The following is a 21,984-nucleotide window of genomic DNA, read 5'->3' as shown; positions in this document are numbered from 1 at the left end:
AAACCTTCCTGCTGGCACGGGTTTCCTGTTTTGCTCTTCGAAACTCGCTTCTCGCAACTCGAAACTCTGTCAACACGCCACTCAGCCCACCGGCAGATCGCGGTACGCTTTCTCCAGCTTCTTCATCTGCTTCTTGGACACCCCGCCCAGCACCTCGATGGCATGACGAATACGGGCACGGCTGACATCAGAGCCGATGATTTCCATGGAATCCACCACCGAGAAACTGGCGCTGGTGCCTGCAATCGCGATAAACACCGGCAGCAGGAAGTCCTTGATCTTCACGTCCAGGGCATCCGCAATGGCCTTGGCATCTGCAAACAAGCCATCACGTGTCCATTCGCTACGCGCCTCATAGGTCCACAGCAAGTACTGCAGCCAGACCACCATGTCCTCATGGCTGTATTGCTTGTGCTCAAAGCTTGAAAGGCTAATGGCGGGCATGCCGTTGAAACAGAAAGCCGCCTTGTCTGCCACTTCCGAAAGGGTCTCCACCCGCTGACGCAGATGAGGAATGATCTTCATGGCGTAGTCGCGGTTGTAGGCCCAGTTGAGAAGGGAGTCGAGGAATTGCTCATCACTCTGCTCACGCAGCCACTGGCCGTTAAGCCAGCTCAGCTTCTCCACATCAAACACCGGGCCACCCAGTGACACACGCTGAATATCGAAAGCGGCCTGCATCTGCTCAAGAGTGAACTTCTCACTCTCATCCGGCATGGACCAGCCCATGCGCCCCAGGTAATTCACCAAAGCCTCTGGCAGATAGCCCATGCGTTGATAGAACAGGATACTGGTGGGATTCTTGCGCTTGCTGAGTTTGGATTTATCCGGATTGCGAAGCAGCGGCATATGACACAGGACCGGCATTTGCCAGCCAAAATATTCGTACAGCAGCTTGTGCTTGGGCGCCGAATTCAACCATTCCTCACCACGGATGACATGGGTGATTTCCATCAGGTGGTCATCAACAATGTTGGCCAGGTGATAGGTTGGCATGCCATCGGACTTGAGCAGGATCTGGGCATCCACCAGGGACCAGTCCAGTTCCACCGTGCCGCGTAACATATCCTGGATTTCACAGCGACCATCGAACGGCACACGCATGCGAATCACGTATGGGGCGTTATCGGCTTCCCGGCGAGCCTGCTCTTCCGCAGGTAATTCCAGGTCCTGGGGCTTGAGCGCACGGTTTTGCCCCTGCTCTTTCAGCCCTGCACGCAGCACGTCCAGCTCTTCACTGGTGCGGTAGCATTTGAACGCGTGGCCCTTCTCGATCAGCGTCTCTGCATATTCCCGGTAAATGTCCTTACGCTCACTCTGGCGATAAGGACCATGAGGACCACCCACATCCGGGCCTTCATCCCAGGTCAACCCCAACCACTTGAGTGAATCCAGAATCATCTGCTCGGACTCATTGGTAGAGCGGGTCTGATCCGTATCTTCGATGCGCAGAATGAACTGACCACCGTGCTGGTGAGCAAAGCAGCGATTGAAAAGGGCAATGTAGGCGGTACCTACATGGGGATCACCAGTGGGGGACGGGGCAACGCGTGTGCGAACAGTCATGCTGACTCCATATGTGCAAACTGGCGCGGATTATACCTGTCAAAACGTGCGCCATGTAGACGCCAGCCCCCTCCATTCTGCTATTGTTGAGCTCTTATCGGATTGTGGCTGCCCATTGCCGCCACATTACATCGGCAAAAACCTCCATAAGGAAACTAGCATGCGTATCCCGTTCCAGCGTTCCCTTCTCGTCGCACTGGTTGCCAGCACTACCCTGCTGCAAGCCTGTTCGGACAATCAGGAGCCCATGGCCAGCGAGGCAGAAAACGGGGCTCCCGTAGCGGAAGATCATTCCGGCCACGACATGGCGGCCATGGAAAGTGCCGAGGCAGAAGAGGCTGCTCCGCAAATCGCTCGCTCCACCGCCCCGGAAGGCGCCAAAGTCTCTTTCGTGACGCCGGTAGACGGTGACACCGTAACCAGCCCGGTCACCATCGAATTCAGCCTGGAAGGCATGGATGTGGTCCCTGCTGGTACCGAGCAGGAAAACAGTGGCCATCACCACCTGCTGATCGACCTGGCAGAAGCCCCGGACATGGGCATGCCCCTGCCCGCCAACGATAACGTGGTGCATTTTGGCAAAGGTCAGACCAGCACCACTCTTGAACTGACCCCAGGCACTCACACCCTGCAACTTTTGCTGGGTGATTACCGTCATATCCCCCATGAACCACCGGTCATGTCCGAGACCATCACCATCACCGTGGAGTAACCTTCCGCAAGCAAGTAAGGGCCTCAAAGAGGCCCTTACTGATACTGCGATTGACCCGCTGAATCCGCCATCAGCAATTGATTGCGGCCGTTCCGTTTCGCCTCATAGAGCGCGCTGTCTGCGCTTTTCATTCCGTCCTCCAATGTGGAGCCGGGAGTAATTCGGGAACATCCAATAGATAATGTCACAGGGCCATGGATGTCCGTCCATCCCAGAATACACAGACTATTCACCGACGCGAGTATACGGTTGGCAACATGCTCTGCCCCATCTGGTGTGGAGTCTGGCAACAAAACCGCAAACTCCTCTCCGCCAAGACGGCTGACAAGGTCAACGCTGCGAACCGATTTCTGCATCGCACGGCTTACCATCACAAGCACCTTGTCACCCATATCATGCCCGGCGGCGTCATTGATGTTCTTGAAGTGATCAAGGTCCATCATGAGCAACCACAAACCGTTATTATTTGAGCGATCTATTCTCTGAATCTCATAGCGCCCAAATTCAAAAAACTTTCGTCTGTTTGCCAACCCTGTGAGCTGATCCTGGGTCGCGGCCTCCAACAGTTTCAGTTCGCTTCTACGCCGCTGCTGATCAACCTTCTCAAGAAAAAAGGAGGACACTCCCACCATCAATAGGATGAACCAGATATTGCCAACCACATAGACGCCAAAGACCCGATGGTCATTGAGCCGCATAACTTCAAGAATCAGAAATCCCAGCGCTAACGGAAAGATCAGGCCCAATACTGACTGGGTGCGAAACACCCATCCCCATGAATAGGGACTTAGCACGTAACGCAGCAAGCCTCCCTCTGCGGTCATGCATAAAGCACTCAGGCCGACACAGACACCGGCCAATGCGGTCCATAACGACATTGCTCCATACAGATTCTCTACCCCATACAGGTAACCGACCAGAGACACCGCGGGAATAAATGCAGCCAGAAAACTGAATGCCTGTGCGGCGGCCAAATACCTCGCGTTGTAGAAAATCAACGAAGCCGCAGTACCAACCAACAAGACCAGGGAGTTCAGGCCCAGAGAGTTCGATTTCCCATGCTGAATATCAAGGGTGACACTCCCCTGGAACGGTGTAATGAAAGGTGAGATATGAACAGGAAAGGTCAGGTCCACAAACCAGACAAGGCAGAAGGCAAGCACCACGAATATCAGCCCTGTGGATAGCCCTCTGAAGATTGTCGACCGGTTGATCAGCAGCGCACTTGTGCCAAGCAACAGCAGACAAAGGGCGGTAAGTGGATGGGTTGCCGGCCCGGGGGAAATGGGGCGGTAAAACCATTCATAGCCAACCCAATACCCCCACAAGCAACCGCTACCTACCGCGATCCCCCCACCGGCGAGATAGGGTCTTAAAGACTGGACAATATTGACCAGTCGCCAGGGCTTTTCCTGCACAAAATTTGAGGCGGCATCAAAGTCATTATCCGTCATGACTCGCTGAACTCTTCATCAAAGACCAAGTCCTTGGTCTGTTTATGCTGAACCACAAAACGGGGCTGAGCCCGATGTGATGCCTGGCAAATAACGTTGAGGGGCAAGTTCAGATTAGGCACGAAATGTGATTCAGGTCACACTTTGCTGACTGAATGTCATGATTGGACGACGAAGGGCATCAAACTGCCATCATCTCGGGTGCCGGGCATCGACACATGATGTGGCGGCCCCACCTCTTGACTATCACCAGCGAGCAGCTGGCTGGGAAAGGGACGGGGCTGCGGGACAGCCCCTTTTCTGAGGGTAGATTAGCGCAGGAGAAGATGCGGCACAGACGCTTCGCGAATCATTTTATTGGTAGTGCTGCCCACCAGAAATTCACGAATACGGGAATGGCCATAGGCGCCCATGACAATAAGGTCAACACTATGCGCACGTTGGTATTTGTGGAGCTCAGGCTCCACCTCGCCATCCAACATCGCCGTTCGCACCTCAAGTCCTGAGGCTGTCAGCTTGTCTGCAGCCCAGTTCAGATCCACTTCACGAGGCCCCACTGCCACCAGGTGACAATCCAGCCCTTTGAACAACGGGCTGTCAGCCAGCATGCCAACGCCCTTGCGAGTGGTTTCGCTGCCGTCATAGGCCAGCATGATGGTTTGCGGGGCGCGGAACTCACCCGCGGCAACCAGGATCGGGCGATGAATTGCGCGGATCACCTTCTCCACATTATCGCCAAGCCGGGCACCAATGCCGTCGTGCTCCTCACCCTGCTTGCCAATAACCAGCAGACGCATCTCGTCTTCCAGCTCCGTCAGGGATTCGACCAGGTCGCCATGGCGCTGACGCTGTTGAGGATCACTGACGCCATCCGCCACCACACGCTCCCGGGCAGCCTCCAGCATTAGCTTGCCCTGCTCCAGAGCCAGCCGGTTACGCTGTGCATCCAGATCAGCCAGCTCCTGCATCAGGTGTTCTCGTCCACCCAATGACAGATTGCCGCTGAAATCGGCTTCCACCGGATAACGGGAATGGTCCAGTACGTGCAACAGCGTCAGTGGTGCTTCCAGGCGTTGTGCCGCCCACGCAGAGTAATCACAAACGGAAGCCGTTGACGAAGAGCCATCAATACACGCAATTACGTTAGTCATCGAATCTCTCCCGGGCTCAGTGGCCACCCATCAGCTTTTCTACTTCGGCCGGCTTGTCGTGCACACCGAACTTGTCCACCAGAGTCGCACTGGCTTCATTCAAACCGATGATATCGACCTCGGTCCCTTCCCGGCGGAACTTGATCACGGCCTTATCCAGAGCACCAATCGCAGTGATGTCCCAGAAATGCGCTCGATGTACATCAATAGTGACCTTATCAACCGCCTCCTTGAAATCAAAGGAAGCGATGAACTGCTCTGCCGAGGTAAAGAAAACCTGCCCGACCACCTGATAAACACGGCGGCCATCGGTCTCGTCTTCCACTGCCTGCACGTAGAAAACCCGGCCAACTTTGTTGGCATAGAAAAGTGCACTCAGAACCACACCAACGCCGACCCCGATTGCCAGGTTATGGGTCGCCAGGGTGCCCGCCACCGTCGCCAACATCACTACCGTGCTGCTCAGAGGGTGCTTGACCGTATTGGTGATGGACTCCCAGCTGAAGGTACCAATGGATACCATGATCATTACCGCCACCAGCGCCGCCATGGGGATCATGGACACCCACTTGCCAAGGAAAACCACCAGAATCAGCAGGAATACCCCGGCCACCAGGGTGGAAAGACGTTTGCGGCCACCGGATTTCACGTTGATCACGGACTGGCCAATCATGGCGCAGCCCGCCATGCCGCCCAGCAAGCCTGCAGCGATGTTGGCGATGCCCTGCCCCTTGCACTCACGGTTCTTGTTGCTGGAGGTGTCGGTAAGCTCATCCACGATGGTGGCTGTCATCATGGATTCCAGCAGACCGACCACAGCCAGGCCCAGAGAGTAAGGCAGGATGATTTGCAAGGTTTCCAGGTTCAGGGGGATATCCGGTAACAGGAACAGCGGCAGACTGTCCGGCAAGGCCCCTTTGTCGCCCACAGTGGGAACGTCTATACCAATCCAAAGCGCAATGGCCGTTACCACGATGATGGAAATCAACGGCGATGGCACAGCCTTGGTCAGATAGGGAAGCAGATAGATGATCCCCAGGCCAAGCCCCGTCAGGGCATAGACATGCCAGGTGACGTTGGTCAGCTCCGGTAGCTGGGCCAGAAAGATCGACACGGCCAGCGCATTCACGAAACCCGTGACCACCGAACGGGAGACAAAGCGCATCAGTCGATCCAGCCTGATATAACCGGCAATGATCTGGAACACCCCCGTTAGCACGGTGGCAGCCAACAGGTACTGGAGACCATGGTCTGCCACCAGGTCTGTCATCAACAGCGCCATGGCCGCGGTCGCCGCAGAGATCATTCCCGGACGCCCGCCCGCAAAAGCCGTCACCACAGCAATACAGAAAGAGGCATACAGCCCCACTTTTGGATCAACCCCGGCAATGATCGAGAAAGCGATGGCTTCCGGGATCAAGGCCAGCGCAACGACGGTGCCAGCCAGCACATCTGCACGGATGTTGCTGAACCATTCCTGCTGGATAGAACGAAACATGAGTGAGTACCCTGAGACAATGCAAGACGCCTGGCAATACACAATTCACCGGCGCTGAAAGGGCGCGGAGTCTAGCAGATCCTGCCTTGACACGACAGGCAGCCCGTCAGCAGGGGCTACGCCCGAACACCACAACATGCGACAATGCGCGACCTGATCCCAGCCTCCATGCCAAACCGTATGACCGACGCTCCCTCATCAAGCATCAAGCCCCTGGATCGCAGACTCAGTGTGGCCCCCATGATGGAATGGACCACCCGGGATTACCGTTACCTGGCACGCCTGATCACCCGTCATACCCTGCTGTACACTGAAATGGTGGTAGCGCAGGCCATCCTGCGCGGCGATCGAGACCGGTTCCTGGCCTTTAATGACGAGGAACACCCTGTTGCCCTGCAACTGGGTGGCTGTGACCCGAAGGACCTGGCAGAGGCCGCACGGATCAGCGAGCAGTACGGCTATGACGAGATCAACCTGAACGTGGGATGCCCGTCAGACCGGGTACAGCAAGGCAAGATTGGCGCCATCCTCATGGCCGAGCCGGAGTTGGTCGGAGAGTGTGTGGAAGCCATGCAGGCCTCTGTCTCGGTGCCCGTCACCGTCAAGACCCGCATTGGCATCGATGACCAGGACGACTACGACTTCCTGTTCCGTTTTGTGGAACGTATGGAGCTGGCGGGCTGTAAAAGCCTGACCATTCATGCCCGCAAGGCCATCCTCTCCGGCTTGTCACCCAAGGAAAACCGCGAAATTCCGCCGTTGATCTACCAGCGCGCCTATGCCATCAAGCAGGCGTTTCCCCATCTTGAAATCATCCTCAACGGCGGAGTAAGGACCTTGCAGGATGTGCGTGACCACATGGGTGAGGTCGACGGCGTCATGATTGGCCGTGAGGCCTATCAGAATCCCTATTTCCTGGCGGATGCTGATCGCGTGCTGTTCGGTGATGACCACCCTGTCCCCAGCCGAAGGGAGATTGCTGAACGCTTCTTGCCCTACGTGGAACATCGCTATGCACTTGGCCATGCCCCCAAGCATTCCCTGCGGCATATCCTCAACCTGTTCCAGGGAGAACCTGGCGCTCGCAAATTCCGCCGCCACCTCAGTGAAAACATGCACAAGCCCGGCACTACCCCACAAGTGCTAATGGACGCCTTGGCGCAACTGCCTTAGCCTGTATCAACCCCTTTCGGGTAAGGTCGGCACTACGGTTGCTTTGCTGTCAATATGATTCGGCTCAGTCGTAACGGGTCGCGAGTCATGAGTTTCGAGCCCCGATAACCTTTTGGTTTTAGAACTTGCAACTCGTCACTCACACCCCTCACGCCTCTCAGCAAGAATCCTGTCATGCTCGGTATGTAGCCTGCCTGGCCAAGAACATCACAAGGAACGGAAACTGTGAATAAACGCGAACAGCTTGCTCAATGGACGTCTCTGGTTGCCGATACGGGTGATCTGGACATGATTTCAGCCGTCGCCCCCGAAGACGCCACCACCAACCCATCCCTGCTTCTGGCAGCCGCACGCGACGACCGCTATCGGGACTTGCTCGATCAGGCGTCAGAGCTTGCCGCAGCGCTGGGCCATGCTGGTGAGATCGACTGGCTCACGGATACCAGTGCCTGCCTGGCCGGCCAGGCGATTCTTGAACGTGTGCCCGGCCTGGTTTCCACCGAAGTGGATGCGCGGCTCTCATTTGATACTCGCGCCACCGTTGAAAAGGGCAGACGACTGATCAGCATCTACCGTGAGCTGGACGTGGACCCCTCACGGATCCTGATCAAGATCGCCGGCACCTGGGAAGGCATTCGGGCAGCCCAGATTCTGGAAGAGGAAGGCACGCGCTGTAACGTGACCCTGGTCTTCAATCAGACACAGGCACTGGCGGCCGCAGAAGCCGGTGCCACCTTGATCTCTCCTTTTGTAGGCCGCATCTATGACTGGCACCTGAAGAACGGCATGCAGATCAACCATCCTGATGAAGACCCCGGGGTTCTGTCTGTGCGGGAAATCTTCAATACCTTCAAGGCTCGTGGGCTGGACACCATTGTCATGGGGGCCAGTTTCCGTAATGCGGATCAGATTGAAGCGCTGGCGGGCTGCGACAAACTCACGATCAGCCCTGCGCTGCTTGAGGAACTCGCCGGCCGTGATGGCAGTCTCACCCGTATACTGGACCCGGAGCTGGTCGCCCCGGACAACAACTGGCACCCCGTGAACGAGGCTCTTTTTCGTTGGCAGATGAATGACGACCCGATGGCCTGTGACCTGCTGGCAGATGGCATCCGCCGTTTTGCCAAGGACCAGCTGGCACTCGAGGCACTACTCAAGTAAGGAGACGATTTGCGCTGGCTAACTCAACTATTCGGAACCGATCAGCAGCCACCCCAAAACACGCAGCATGATCTCCATCGTGCTGCAGCCGCTCTACTGCTGGAAGTGGCAAGAACCGACGGTGAGGTAGATGAAGACGAGATCCGCCATTTGATGGATACGGTTCACCTCCGCTGGCACCTTGATCCAGGGGAAATGCTGGACATCATGGGAGAGCTTGAGGCCCGCCTGGATCAGGCCACCGACCTGTTCGAGTTCACCGCACCGTTGCGCGAACACTGGGATCCCGAAACCCGTGTAAAACTGATCGAAGACATGTGGGCCATGGCTGCCGCCGACGGCAAGGCTGACGTATATGAGGAGCACATGATCCGCCGTGTCAGCGACCTGCTCTATGTGTCACACGGGGATTATATTCGGGCAAAAATAAAGGCAATGAATAGTTAATAATTTGCGATCCGCTTGTTATGAATTTGCAACGCAAGAGGCCGCGCCCAAAGCTTGGGCGCGGCCTCTTGACTTGAAACTGAAAACGCTGCTCGCTCAGCTATTAATTATTCATTTTTAATGATTAATTCGCCTCACCACCCTTCGTCCTCATACTCCTGCTCCAGCTCACTGTCCCGCGACTCGATATCCGGAAAACGCAAGGACGGCATATCGCCGGTTTCAAAGCGGCGGCGCTGCAGGTAGGCATTACGCAGGAAGGTATAGCGGTCACCCACGATATTCTTTTCCAGATCCAGCAGGTCCGCGCGAAGATCCACGATGTAGACCGCGGTGAAGCTATGGCGGGTCAGATCGTGCTCAATGTAGTGGCGCAAGCGCATGTAATCTTCAGGCAGAATCGCCGCTGCATCGCGCCCCGTGGATGGACCAAAGAATGGCAGCACGAGATACGGACCTTCCGGTACCCCCCAACGGGCGAAGGTGAGCCCAAGATCGGTATTGTGCTTACGCAAATTCACCTTGGTCGCCACATCGAATAGCCCGCCGATGCCGAGGGTACTGTTCACCGCAAAACGGCCCCAGTTCTGGCCCACATGATTCCAGCGCCACTGCAGGACACTGTTCAACCCACTGCGGAAATCACGCAGGTTTTCGTAAAAGCGGGTGACCGTATCATCCATCCATTGCGGGGTAACCTTGCGATACCCTTTCGCCACGGGCTTAAGCCCGTATCGATCCATGAACTCATTGAACGCAAACGTCTTGCGGTTGAAGTCTTCCCAGGGATCCGCGTACTGATCCTTGCCTGCCGGCGCATCAAAGGCCGTCGTTGCCTCACCCCAGTCGTCATCTTCCGCATGGGCAAGCACAGACAGGCTCAAAAATAGTGTCAGTATCAGGTAGCGCACAGTCACCCCGGTAAACCGGCAAGTCCGAAACATCGCATTATAACGGCGCACCACTGGCACCGTAATGGGTCAAGCTTGGCAGCTTACGCAACTCTGACGCTTTTTACACTGTTTGTGGTGTCACCAGCCGTCGCTCGATCCAGTAGTCCAGACTCACGTATCGCCCCGCCCCGACAAAGAAGATTACCAGCAACATGATGAAATAGGTCATGGCGAATTCAATACCGTTGTTCAGTACCACGAAATTGCCCTTTGCGGTCAACCAGTCGTAATGGCCATGCTCCCTTAAAATCGCTCGGGCCCGACTTATGCGCTCCCCCACTTCGACACTGTTGTGCAGGCTGGCACTGGCCCCGGGGAAACCTGCCTTGGCCAATGGAAGGGCCATGCTGGTATCCGGGTTGCCCGGCGCGATGGCAAACCAGCCATTTTCCCAGTGCACTGTCGCCATGGCCACCAGCATGGTAAACATCAAAGGAATGCTGACGTAGCGGGTCAGTAATCCCAGCAGAAGGAGAATGCCACCCAGCAGCTCCGTCGCCGTAGCCATAAAGGCCAGCAGCGCAGGAGCCGGGAGCCCCAGCCCCCAATCCGGATTGCCAAACCAGGCCACCGTACCCTCAAATGCCACCGCCTTGTTGTAGCCTGCACTGATCATGACAGGCGCGAGAAACAGGCGTAGGGCCAGGGGGGCAATAAAATCCAGCCTGCGGGTGCCGTTCAGTGCGTTGTGAATCTTTCTCAGCAGGGGCAACATTGCAAACCACTCCATCGTCATGGCCGTAGCAGGGCCGCAAGCATCTGCGGGTAGTCCCTGAACGGTCAGGGTTAGCAGCCTTTCAGGCTGGTCCCTATAAGGATGTCGCGTTCGCGCATTTGTTGCAGAATTCCCCGAGAAAACTCCGACAGCTGCACTTCATCAAACTGCATTTCCCTGGCCAGCAGAGATACCACTTCTCTTCCAGTCAGCGCAGGATGCTCTTCGATCAACGCCAGTAATCTGGCGGTAGGGGCATTGATCTCCATGAAGCGAACCTTGTCTTCCCTATTACGGTACACCAGTAGCCAGACCGGGGCCGGGAGAGCCTCTTCAGGCTGATATTCCTGACAGATGAGGTGTACCGGGAAGTGGTATGCCAACACCGCATGGAGCGGGCTCAGCTCGGGAATGGCGCGGAGCAAATCCCCTTCCGGGTGAAAGCCGATTTCTGGCAAGGTTTCGGTGGACGCATCCAGCACCAGCTCCATCCATTCGTAATGGGCAAGCTCCAGCATGAAGGGTGGGTCCCCTTCTTCTGCTCCCTGTCCGCTCGCCAGAAAGAACACAAATTCCTGAGGGATTTCCAGAAAGTACGGCGTTTTACAGCTGTGATGCTCAAAAAACGCCCTGACCAATCGCTGCCAGCGATCGGGATCCAGAATGGAATGAAGAACCGGGAAGCCCTGCTGGATAAAACCATTCACATTGTTGAAGAAAAGGCTTCGGTAGATATCCAGCCGCCGATCTTCAATTCCCGGGGGAGCAGGATGAGTATCCGGGTTTCGCAAATGGCCGGCGAATTCTCGCTGCAACGCCTGGAAATCCGTCTTCATCCCAGTTTTACCTGTGAATCAAGGCTCTGCTGATATCGTGCTATCTGACGCAGCTCGCCGAAGAGTTCATCTTCACCGGGGAAATTGAAGTCTCGCTCCAGCAGAGTTGGCAACACACCGAACTCTCGGTAGGCGTGCTCAAGCAGATCCCAGACGGGATCAATCACTGCGCTGCCATGGGTATCCACTTTCAGGTCTTCGGCTTCATCAAAATGGCCCGCTATGTGCACATAGCAAATACGCTCACCGGGCAATGCACTGATGAATTCATAAGGGTCGTAGCCGTGATTGATACTGTTGACGTAAGCATTGTTCACGTCCAGAAGCAGCTCGCAGTCTGCCTCTCTCACCACCGCATTCACGAAATCGATTTCTGACATTTCAGCACCAGGAGCTGCATAGTAGCTCACGTGCTCAATGCCAATCGGCTGTTCCAGAAAGTCCTGAACCTGACGTACCCGGGAAGCGACGTACTGCACCGCCTCCCCAGTGAAAGGAATAGGCATCAGGTCGTAGAGATGACCGTGATCACTGCAGTAACTCAGGTGCTCTGTGTATCGGCGTATCCCGTGCTCCTTGATGAAAGCCTTGATGGCGCCAAGCAGCTCAAAATCAAGGGGTTCAGGGCCACCAAGGGAGAGGCTAAGACCATGGGATACGAAAGGAAACCGCTCTGTAAACTTGCGGAACTCCCTGCCCAGGCGTCCGCCCATGGGAATCCAGTTTTCAGGAGCCACTTCCATGAAATCGATGGGTGTGGATTCAGCTCGGGAAAGCGGGCCCATGAGGGCCCGTCTTAATCCCAGACCCACACCGGTTACAGGTGTGTTATGGGGCATCACAAAAGGCCTTTAGGCGCTACCGCCACACTTGCCTTCACCTTTTTTGTCACCACCACAGGTGCCTTCACCTTTCTTGTCTTCACCGCACTTGCCTTCAGCGCCTTTTTCTTCACCACAGGAGCCTTCTGCTTTCTTGTCACCGCACTTGCCTTCACCACACTTGCCTTCAGCGTGGTGGGCGGCCAGCTGATAACCGGCTTGCAGGTCAGAAGCAGCGAAAGGGTTCTGGGCCGCGTTGGCAGCAACAGGTACAGACAGGGCAGATGCTACAAATGCAGCACCGACTGTCGCGGCAAGAGGATTCATTTTGGTCAGCTTAGCCATGTTGTAAGTCTCCATACGTCATTATCGGGTGTCCAAAACCGTTCTGACACACCATTTCTGCGGCATAGGCAAAACGGTTCAGGCAACCACGTTTTTTTTGCGTAGCGCCTGATTAAGACAATATAGAGATGCGGTGGTGAGGTAAACGTTACGGTAGCAAGGCTATTAATTTGCGGAGGAAGCCATCAATGGCCATCGGCACACCGGTTAACCGGGCCGAGAGGTATCGAGTTTCGAGTCACGAATGGCGAAAATCAGGAGCTTGATCCTGATTTTCGAACTCGCAACTCGTCACTCAGCGGGCACTACAAAATCACTGTTGCGCCCGATTATTTGATGCGGTTAACAATGACACTGCCGATAGAATAACCCGCACCGAAGGAGCAGATTACCCCGTTGCTGCCGGCTGGCAAGTCACTGTTGTACTTATGGAAAGCGATGATCGAACCGGCGGAACTGGTATTGGCGTAATCATCCAGAATCACCGGCGCTTCCTCACGACTGGCCTGGCGACCCAGCACACGCTTGGAGATCAGCTCGTTCATGCTCAGGTTAGCCTGATGCAGCCACATGCGACTCAAGGACTCCACCGCAATTTCGGTGTCTGCAAGGTGAGACGTAATCTGCTCGGCCACCATGGGGCACACTTCCTTGAACACCTTGCGCCCTTCCTGACGGAACAGTTTGTCACGGGCACCAATACCACTCTCGTCACAACGGTTCAGGAAACCGAAGTTGTTGCGGATATTGTTGGAGAATTTGGTCTGTAGGCGGGTGCCCAGCACTTCCCACTGGTTCTCCGAGGTAGCGTCTTCCTTGCGTTCGAGAATCACAGCGGTGGCCACGTCACCGAAAATGAAGTGGCAGTCGCGATCCTGCCAGGCGAGGTGCGCAGAGCAAATTTCCGGATTCACCATCAACACACGACGGGCACTGCCGTTGCGGATCGCATCCACTCCAGCCTGAATACCGAAAGTGGCACTGGAACACGCCACGTTCATGTCATAGCCCCAGCCATGCTCCATGCCCAGAGCGGCCTGTACTTCTACCGCCATGGCAGGGTAAGCACGCTGCATATTGGAACAGGCTACCAGGACGGCATCCAGGTCGTTGGCGGTCAGATTGGCGTTTTCCAGGGCCTGTCTTGCTGCGTTAACCGCAATTTCTGCCTGAATAGACAGCTCATCATCGCTACGTTCCGGAATCATCGGGGCCAGTCTGGCCGGATCCAGTACACCGCTCTTGTTGATGACGTGACGCTGCTTGATGCCAGACGCTTTCTCGATGAAGGCGGAGTTGGACGCGTCCAGTGCAGCAACCTCTCCGGCAGCAATAGCTTCAGCATGCTCAGCATTGAAACGCTCGACATACTCGTTAAAGGAAGCTACCAGCTCATCATTGGTAATAGTCTGCTTCGGGGTCCATAGCCCCGTGCCAGAGATAACAACAGAATAGGTCACAAGCGAGTCCTCGCACTCGAAATGGCAGACATTGCCTGCCAACAAAAAGGGTCAATGGGTGGATTATCCGGATTCAGGGGCACTGGCGCAAAGGGCGTATCTGTCTTTTCAATGCCCTATCCTGTCAACACGCCTGCCATTGCTTGTTTAGCCGCTTGGATGAGACTGGCACCCGCGTACCCAGCTGCTGGGCAAACAGGCTCACCCGATACTCCTGCAACATCCAGAAAAAGGTCTGCAGGGGCTCTGGCTGCTGCCACAGCGGCGCCCCGGAAGCCCGGGTAGCGTACTGTTTATCAAAGGCTTCCAGTTCAGCAGTGAGCGTCCTGTCCTTGCCAATCTGGCCGCCCAGCTTGTCCAGTCGATGCTCAATGGCGCCCAGGTAGCGGGGATACTCCTGCAGCCACTCCCAGGGCATCTGGAGAAGGAAATCGTCACAAAAAAGAACAGAAAACTGCTGCTTGAGATCCCGGTGGGCATGGGCCCAGGCCAGCGGGAAGTTCTTTTCCAGTTTCCCCATCAACTGTCGGTACAGATTGAACCAGTCAGCCACCCGCTTGAGCTGGTCAGTGGCCCAGGGCACAAAATCGCCCCGGTGCGCATCCAGACGGGCCTTGAACGCCTCGCCATCCCGCACAGGCTCAGCCAGTCGGAAATGCTCGGCCAGGAGACGCTGGAGGGCATAATCCAGTGCATGCCTGGCCATCGCGCCCTTTTCGCTTTTGAGCTTCTGGAAACCGGCCATCTGGGATGCCTGCTTGCGCAGATCCCGGAGCTGGGCTGACAACTTGAAAGCCAGCAGCCGAGCGGTCCCCCAACGATGCTCCCACTCTGCCAGCCCGGTCTCGTCACGATAGACCCGCGTCACACGGTCGCCGTTATCCAGCAATGCGGGATAGCGGCGTAACCGCATTCCGCCGATATCCTGCTCATCGATGGGCGGCAATGAGCCAAACACCCACTCCTGCCCTTCCACCGTTGACTCAGGCTCCTGCCGTTCAGGAATACTGGACTCCACACCTGCCAGGCGCTCCCTGACCTCTGCCAGACTACGAGCCTGAGCGAGCACGTTGGGTTTGCCATCAAGACGGTCCACCACACGGATATTCATGCGCAGATGGTTGGCAAGCTCCCCGTCCTGCCATTCCTCACGCTCGATGCGCACCCCGGTCATTCGCTGCAGTTCACGGGTCATGGCGGCCAGTAACGGTTCTTCCGGGGAGAGCGTCTCCAGTAAGGCACCGACATAATCCGGGACCGGGACGAAATGGCGGCGACGGGCCTTGGGCAATGCGCGGATCAAGGCTTCCAGTTTTTCCTTGAGCAGGCCGGGTACCAGCCAGTCCAGACGCGCTTCGGGTATCTGGTTAAGTACGGCCAGGGGGACCAGCAAAGAGACGCCGTCGCGATCGCCCGTAGGGTCAAAGCTGTATTCCAGTGGCAACGTTAACTCACCCAGTCGCAGAGTATCCGGAAACTCCCCGCCGGCCAGCTCCGGACTTCGTGAGAGCAGAAAATCCTTATCCATCAACAGGGCTTTCTGCTCCGCTTTGCTCGCCTTTCTGCTGTACCAGTTCATCAGCCCGGCCACCGTGTTCAAGGTCGCCGGCAGCCGCTCATCGTAGAACGCCACCCTGGCTTCTTCGTCCACCAGGATGTCACGACGGCGCAGCTTGTGCTCCATCGCCTCGAGAGACTCATATAACTCCCGGTTAGCCTTGACGAACGGTGGCTCACGGGTGAGCTGCCCCATGACCAATCCCTCCCGAATCATCAATTCACGGGACTCCTGCGGATTGATTGGCCCGTAATTCACACGCCGACCGCTGGCCAGAATCAATCCGAACAGGTTGACCTGCTCCTTGGCCATGGCACAGCCACGTTTCTTCGACCAGTGTGGCTCGAAATATTGCCGCTTGATCAGATGCTCGGCGGCGGCTTCCACCCACTCAGGCTCAATCTTTGCCACCGTGCGGGCAAACAGGCGGCTGGTCTCAACCTGTTCTGCCGCCATCAACCAGCGTGCCTTGGTTTTCGACAGACTGGATCCGGGCCACACCAGGGGTTTGCGATTACGCGTAGACAGCCACTCGCCTTCGTCCGTGCGCTGCATGACATTGGTCACCAACCCGGTCAGCAGACACTGGTGCAGCGCCGTAAAGCTGCCTTCCCCCGGGTTGTCCTCATTGGCAGCAGGGGTATTGATAGTCCAGCCCTGCTCCTTGCTCAACAGCAGCAACTGACGGTGGGTATCACGCCACTCGCGCATCCGGGTCGGGGAGAGAAAGTTTTTTTTCAGCAGCTTTTCATACTGGTTACGGCTAAGGGCCTCCCGTTGCTGTTCTGCCCAGAACCACAGCTTCACGAAAAACAGGAAGTCCGATTGTTTGTCGGTAAACGGTTGATGCGCCTGATCGGCCTGCTGCTGTTTGTCATGGGGGCGCTCCCGGGGGTCCTGCGCCGCCAGCGCAGAAACCACAATCAGCGCCTCGTTGAGCACATTGCGTTCGGCGGCGGCGACCAGCATGCGCCCGAGGGTCGGATCAAGAGGGAAACGCGCCAGCTGGCGCCCGAGGGCGGTCAGCGTCTGTTTCTCGCTCAACGCGCCCAGTTCATCAAGCAGCCGATACCCATCACGGATAAGACGTCCATCGGGTGGCTCGATAAAGGGAAAGTCTTCCACCCTGCCCAGGCGCAGGTCTGCCATCTGCAGGATCACGGCAGCGAGGTTGGTGCGCTGGATTTCAGGGTCCGTGAAGGCCGGGCGGGAAAGAAAGTCTTCTTCTTCATACAACCGAAAGCAGATGCCCGGCATGATGCGGCCGCTACGCCCCGCCCGCTGGTTGGCACTGGCCTGGCTAACGGCTTCTACCGGCAGGCGTTGCACCTTGGAATACACACTGTAACGGCTGATACGCGCGGTACCCGCGTCAATCACATAGCGAATGCCAGGCACCGTAAGTGAGGTTTCCGCCACGTTGGTACTGAGCACCACCCGGCGGCCCCGATGGGGAGAGAAAATCCGGTGCTGCTCTGCCTGGCTAAGGCGGGCGTACAACGGCAGGATTTCCGTATCTTTCAGGTCACAATGCTTGAGATGATGATGAACATCACGAATATCACGCTCACCGGCAAGGAAAACCAGCACGTCCCGTGCTACCGGCAAACCCTGCTGACGCTCATCCCGCTGTATCTCGCGTAATACTTCCTCGATCTGGCGAGACAGCTCCTGCCCATCTGATGGCGGTCGGTAGCGCATTTCCACCGGGTAAGTCCGTCCGGACACTTCAAGCACCGGCGCGCCGTTGAAATGCTCTGCGAAACGCTCGTGATCGATGGTGGCTGAGGTGATAATGACCTTGAGGTCGGGGCGACGCGGCAGCAGCTGCTTGAGATAACCAAGCAAGAAATCGATGTTCAGGCTGCGCTCATGGGCCTCATCAATGATCAGGGTGTCATACTGATTGAGATAGCGGTCCTGCTGGATCTCGTTGAGCAGCATGCCATCGGTGAGCACCTTGATCAGGCTGGTTTCACTCACCTGTTCCGCAAAACGAACCTTGAAGCCCACGGTGCTGCCAAGCGGACTGTGCAGCTCCTCAGCCACCCGGCTCGCCACCGCCCTTGCCGCCAGGCGACGTGGCTGTGTATGCCCAATGGTGCCCTCAACGCCGCGCCCTAGCTCCAGGCAGATTTTCGGTAACTGGGTGGTCTTTCCCGAGCCGGTTTCCCCGGCGATGACCACCACCTGATGATCCCGGATCGCAGTCTTGATCTCTTCCCGGCTGGCCACCACCGGTAGATCCGGCCACTCCAGAACCGGCACAGAAGCCTTGCGCTGCTCGCGATTGGCAATGGACGCCGCAATCGCCGAAGCGACTTTTTCAACCGCCTTGTCACTGCGCTTTTCCACGGACAGACGCGCCAGACTATCGACACGCTTTTTCAAACGAAAGCGGTCGCAATGGCGGACATTTTTTAACTGGTCGTACAAAGACTTCAGAGGCATTGAAATGACAATTAATAATGAATAGTGATTAACGCGCTACAGCGCGGGTCAGAATTTCCGGCACCCTGCCCGCGCCCAGGGTTTTCGTTATTAATTATCAACGATTAATTATTCATTGGTTTTAGTGTGCAGCCACGCCTTCCCTTTCTCGGTCAAGCCACCCTTGGCAATGGTCAGGTAGGCGGTACTGGGTTCGCTGGGCGTAATCTTTACTTTGAACGCTTTCAGTTCGTCACGACGGAAAGCATGAACCTCCACGGTTTCTCCCGACAGGAAATTGGCGAGCAGGCTATCCAGATTCGACATGGTGGCCTGAAGACCATCAATGGCGATGATCACATCCCCGGCGGACAAGCCCGCCGCCATGGCCGCACCCTGCTCAAAAGCAAACGCGACCTTGACGCCCATGACGTCTGGCGCAGGCCGGATACCCAGATTGGGGAGCCCCTCTTTGCCCGGCTTGCCACCATTTTCACCATGCCCTGCAGCACTGCGCCAGTTCAGCTCAACGCCACGCTCAGCAAGCAGTTCGGCCAAAGGCAGATCTTCCGTGCTATACAGTGCCTGCGCGAAAAAGTCCGACAGGTCGCAGCCCGCAACCTCTTCCGCCAAAGGCTGAATGCCCTGCTCAGGTACACCCTCTCCGCTCTGCCCATAGCGAGACCAGAGTAAGCGCATCAGATCATCGAGTGACTTTTTCTCATTGGTCGCATTGCGAAGAGTCAGATCCAGCGCGAGCGCCACCAGTGCGCCCTTGGTGTAATAGCTGACGATGGCGTTGGGGGCGTTCTCATCCTGTTGATAGAAACGGGTCCAGGCATCGAAACTGGATTCCGTGACCGTCTGCTTGTGACGCCCCTGCCCTCGGTATACCCGGGTCATGGTCTGGCCGAGCAATTCCAGATAGCTCTGGGCAGGAATTAACCCGGTGCGGGTCAGGGACAAGTCATCGTAGTAGCTGGTGATGCCTTCAAAAGCCCAAAGCAACTCCGTGTGCACTTCCCGAGAAAGATCGAACGGCGTGAACGCCGCTGGCTTGATCCGTTTCACGTTCCAGGTATGAAAGTACTCATGGCTGCACAGCCCCAGGTAAGTGCGATAGCCATCCCTCATCTTGACCGGATCATCAGTACGTTTGGGCAGGTCGTCCCGGGCACACATCAGGCTGGTGGAGTTGCGGTGCTCAAGCCCGCCATAGCCATTGCCCGTCACCAACGTCATAAAGACATAGCGATCCATGGGGGCAGGCTCGCCGAACATGCGAATGTGATGTTCGCAGATGGGTTTGAGATCCCGGCACAGGCGCGCCATATCGGCATGATGACGACCCGACAACACCACCCAGTGGGGCACTCCACAGGCTTCAAACTGGGCATAGTCAAACGGGCCCATTTCCACCGGGTGGTCAATCAGTGCATCGTAGTTATCGGCACGGAAACGCCCGAACGCCAGATCAGAGCCTGTCAGGCGTTGCAGACCCGTGGCCACTCGCCAGTCTTCATAGCGCTTGCCTTCTGGCGCCTCAATGTGCACTTCGCAGGGCTGGTCTTCATGTCCCATGGGAGCCAGAAAGACACAGGTTCCATTGAAGTAGCCATGGGTGGTATCGAGGTGGGCGCCGCGAACGGAAAGATCCCAGGCATACACCTGATACTGGATATGCACAGGGCCATCACAGGGCGGCAGCTGCCAGGTCTGTTTGTCGATCTTGGCCACCGGCAGCGTGTTGCCGTGACTGTCCGCTTCGATATGGACCAGGTGTCGGGCGAAATCCCGAATCATATAGCTGCCGGGAATCCAGGCTGGCATGAAAAAAGCCTGCCCTTCCGGAGTCGGGTTCGCCACGGTAAGACTGACTTCAAACAGGTGCGCTTCGGGGCGCAATGGGCGAATCCGATATTCGATCATGATGACTCCTGACAAACTGTTTGAACAACACGGAAAACCAAAAACGGGGGCCGCAGCCCCCGTGGAATCATGATTGAGAAAGCTCAGATCATGTCATCCTTGGCCATACGGGCAACCACAGCCTCAGCGACGCCCGCTGTACCCGCTTCCACATCCGCGGGATTAACCGTGGTGGACTTGGCCGACCATAGTAGCGCCTCAGGCTGCAGCCGGTACAGATTCGACTCAAGGAAGTACTTCTTGTCGTTGCTGAAATAGCCAGGCTCATACACCGAGCTCTGGCGGACATAGTAGGTCTGCCCCATGGCGCCCTGCACCGGGATATCCGGTGCGTAGTTCATGCCGCCCTGGGTGTAATGCATTTCTTCCTTCACATCCACCAGGGTGATCACCAGGGCCGCTTCATAGCCGCGGCTGGCGATATCCGCAGCCATCTCGCTGCGCGCCTTGCCTTCACCATAATTCTCACCCAGTACCGGCAAGGAAGGCGAAGCTTCGACCTTACGCTCTTGCAAGGCAGCCACTACACGGCTTTCCAGTGCATTGCGGATTGTGGTGTCATTTACCAATGCGATCACCATCACTTTGTTGACATGATCGCCGGGAGTATGGCCTTTTACCCTTGCTGAGCTGGTAACATCCGTATTCTGACTAGTGGCACAGGCACTCAACAGAATCAGGGAAGCCAGAGTCGTCAGGATTACCTTTATTCTTGCTATCATTGTCCATCCTCTTGAACACAGCTTGCTTCGGCGCTCGCAGGACGCGATGCCGCCGGGAGACCATTATGACCGAAGAACGCCTCCATCTCACCACCGATGACCAACATGACATCGGTATCCATTACTGGCCCGCGACCGGCGAGAAGAGCCTCGGTGCGTTGGTATGGCTGCACGGCATGGCCGAGCATGGCGGGCGTTATGGCGCACTGGCCGGGCACCTTAACCAACTGGGTTGGCATCTTTACTGCCCGGATCATCGCGGTCATGGCCTGAGCATCAACGATAAGACGCCCAAGGGTCATTTTGCCGACGCCCACGGCTGGGAGTGCGTCATCAACGATGCCTGCAGGGTGATTGAATGGGTGCGGGAACGTCACTCACAGCAATCCTGCGTGCTTGGCGGGCATAGTATGGGATCCTTTATTGCCCTGGGTACAGCGGAGCAGGTCGGTGACAAACTGGACGGCCTGATTCTTTGTGGCAGCGATTATCACCCGGGCCTCTACTACCGCATGATGCAGCTCCCCATTCGTATGGTGCGAATGAAAAACGGCAAACGTGGCATCAGCGGGCTGCTCCACAAGATGACCTTTGGTACGTGGGCAAAACAGGTTGTCGATCCCAGCACAGACTTCGACTGGCTGAGTGCAGACCCACAGCAGGTAAAGCTGTACATTGAAGATGATCTATGTGGGTTCGACTGCACGACAGAAACCTGGCTGCAACTGGTGCAGGGTTTACGCCAGGTGCACAGTGTCGCCCAGCTTTCTGACTTGCCTGAAACCCTGCCTGTGCTCCTGGTTGGCGGTGAAGCTGACCCCATGAGCAATATGGGTAAAGGCATGATGGCACTGGAGAATGTACTACATGCCATGGAGCAACCGGTGGAAGCCCACTTCTGGCCCGAAGGGCGTCACGAGATACTTAATGACCTCTGTCGCGACGAGGTCCAGGGAGTCATTGCCAGCTGGTTGGGCAAACGCGTCGCCTGAATCGTTAAGAACCATGGCCATGGCACAAGGCCCGGCGTCGAACACGGAAAAAGCATCCGTG

18 protein-coding genes are annotated in these 21,984 nt (G+C 56.5%); 5 read left to right on the top strand and 13 right to left on the bottom strand.

Annotated features, from left to right (window positions below):
- Positions 1–81: 81 nt before the first annotated feature.
- Entirely contained in the window at positions 82–1,566 is a 1,485-nt protein-coding gene (gltX, locus tag GFN93_RS10890) for a glutamate--tRNA ligase (protein WP_153501116.1), read from the bottom strand.
- A gap of 160 nt (positions 1,567–1,726) precedes the next feature.
- Between gltX and GFN93_RS10885 the strand changes: the two genes are divergently transcribed.
- Entirely contained in the window at positions 1,727–2,278 is a 552-nt protein-coding gene (locus GFN93_RS10885; RefSeq protein ID WP_153501115.1) for a DUF4399 domain-containing protein, read from the top strand.
- 35 nt (positions 2,279–2,313) lie between these two features.
- On the opposite strand, the gene GFN93_RS10880 is transcribed toward GFN93_RS10885, so the two are convergent.
- The 3 genes from GFN93_RS10880 to GFN93_RS10870 all read right to left on the bottom strand — a co-directional run bounded on the left by GFN93_RS10880 (position 2,314) and on the right by GFN93_RS10870 (position 6,381).
- Positions 2,314–3,732, bottom strand: coding sequence for a GGDEF domain-containing protein (locus GFN93_RS10880; protein WP_153501114.1), 1,419 nt, complete (start codon positions 3,730–3,732; stop codon positions 2,314–2,316).
- A gap of 311 nt (positions 3,733–4,043) precedes the next feature.
- Positions 4,044–4,883, bottom strand: coding sequence for a universal stress protein (locus GFN93_RS10875; protein ID WP_153501113.1), 840 nt, complete (start codon positions 4,881–4,883; stop codon positions 4,044–4,046).
- 16 nt (positions 4,884–4,899) lie between these two features.
- On the bottom strand, positions 4,900–6,381 hold the full coding sequence (locus GFN93_RS10870; protein ID WP_153501112.1) for a SulP family inorganic anion transporter: 1,482 nt from the start codon (positions 6,379–6,381) through the stop codon (positions 4,900–4,902).
- A 180-nt stretch (positions 6,382–6,561) separates the two neighbouring features.
- Here GFN93_RS10870 and dusA point away from each other — a divergent pair, with 180 nt between their 5' ends.
- From dusA to GFN93_RS10855, 3 genes are all read left to right on the top strand, one after another.
- On the top strand, positions 6,562–7,554 hold the full coding sequence (gene dusA, locus GFN93_RS10865) for a tRNA dihydrouridine(20/20a) synthase DusA (protein WP_208993761.1): 993 nt from the start codon (positions 6,562–6,564) through the stop codon (positions 7,552–7,554).
- A 225-nt stretch (positions 7,555–7,779) separates the two neighbouring features.
- On the top strand, positions 7,780–8,715 hold the full coding sequence (locus GFN93_RS10860; protein WP_328594537.1) for a transaldolase: 936 nt from the start codon (positions 7,780–7,782) through the stop codon (positions 8,713–8,715).
- A gap of 9 nt (positions 8,716–8,724) precedes the next feature.
- Positions 8,725–9,162 carry a tellurite resistance TerB family protein gene (locus GFN93_RS10855; protein WP_153501110.1) on the top strand — a complete coding sequence of 146 codons (438 nt, stop codon included), beginning with the start codon at positions 8,725–8,727 and terminating at the stop codon, positions 9,160–9,162.
- A gap of 134 nt (positions 9,163–9,296) precedes the next feature.
- On the opposite strand, the gene GFN93_RS10850 is transcribed toward GFN93_RS10855, so the two are convergent.
- The 9 genes from GFN93_RS10850 to GFN93_RS10810 form a co-directional block, all read right to left on the bottom strand.
- Positions 9,297–10,073 carry an MlaA family lipoprotein gene (locus tag GFN93_RS10850; protein WP_328594536.1) on the bottom strand — a complete coding sequence of 259 codons (777 nt, stop codon included), beginning with the start codon at positions 10,071–10,073 and terminating at the stop codon, positions 9,297–9,299.
- 103 nt (positions 10,074–10,176) lie between these two features.
- Positions 10,177–10,830, bottom strand: a complete 654-nt coding sequence (locus GFN93_RS10845) for an HvfX family Cu-binding RiPP maturation protein (RefSeq protein ID WP_153501109.1) — start codon at positions 10,828–10,830, stop codon at positions 10,177–10,179.
- Positions 10,831–10,901: 71 nt separating this feature from the next.
- Complete coding sequence (locus tag GFN93_RS10840; protein ID WP_153501108.1) at positions 10,902–11,666, bottom strand: HvfC family RiPP maturation protein; 765 nt, start codon at positions 11,664–11,666, stop codon at positions 10,902–10,904.
- Positions 11,663–12,505 (bottom strand): HvfB family MNIO-type RiPP peptide maturase, encoded by an 843-nt coding sequence (locus GFN93_RS10835; protein ID WP_153501107.1) that lies wholly within the window; start codon positions 12,503–12,505, stop codon positions 11,663–11,665. Before GFN93_RS10835 ends, GFN93_RS10840 begins: the two co-directional genes overlap by 4 nt.
- 12 nt (positions 12,506–12,517) lie before the next feature.
- The gene (locus GFN93_RS10830) at positions 12,518–12,832 is read right to left on the bottom strand and encodes an HvfA family oxazolone/thioamide-modified RiPP metallophore (RefSeq protein ID WP_153501106.1); all 315 of its coding nucleotides are present in this window, start codon (positions 12,830–12,832) and stop codon (positions 12,518–12,520) included.
- Between the two features lie 329 nt (positions 12,833–13,161).
- Positions 13,162–14,292: a beta-ketoacyl-ACP synthase III gene (locus tag GFN93_RS10825; protein ID WP_328594535.1), complete on the bottom strand. Its 1,131-nt coding sequence runs from the start codon at positions 14,290–14,292 to the stop codon at positions 13,162–13,164.
- A gap of 124 nt (positions 14,293–14,416) precedes the next feature.
- A complete protein-coding gene (hrpA, locus tag GFN93_RS10820) occupies positions 14,417–18,301 on the bottom strand; it encodes an ATP-dependent RNA helicase HrpA (protein ID WP_153501105.1) in 3,885 nt (1,294 codons plus the stop codon).
- 108 nt (positions 18,302–18,409) lie between these two features.
- A complete protein-coding gene (locus GFN93_RS10815; RefSeq protein ID WP_153501104.1) occupies positions 18,410–20,209 on the bottom strand; it encodes a M61 family metallopeptidase in 1,800 nt (599 codons plus the stop codon).
- An 83-nt stretch (positions 20,210–20,292) separates the two neighbouring features.
- Positions 20,293–20,931, bottom strand: a complete 639-nt coding sequence (locus GFN93_RS10810) for a hypothetical protein (RefSeq protein ID WP_153501103.1) — start codon at positions 20,929–20,931, stop codon at positions 20,293–20,295.
- A gap of 65 nt (positions 20,932–20,996) precedes the next feature.
- On the opposite strand from GFN93_RS10810, the gene GFN93_RS10805 reads away from it, so the two are divergent.
- Positions 20,997–21,923, top strand: coding sequence for an alpha/beta fold hydrolase (locus GFN93_RS10805; RefSeq protein WP_153501102.1), 927 nt, complete (start codon positions 20,997–20,999; stop codon positions 21,921–21,923).
- The last annotated feature ends 61 nt before the right edge of the window (positions 21,924–21,984 follow it).

It is taken from the genome of Alcanivorax sediminis, from assembly GCF_009601165.1.
GTDB lineage: Bacteria > Pseudomonadota > Gammaproteobacteria > Pseudomonadales > Alcanivoracaceae > Alcanivorax > Alcanivorax sediminis.
The sequence above is the reverse complement of the archived record's forward strand: the minus strand, read 5'-3'. Positions and strand labels throughout refer to the sequence as shown.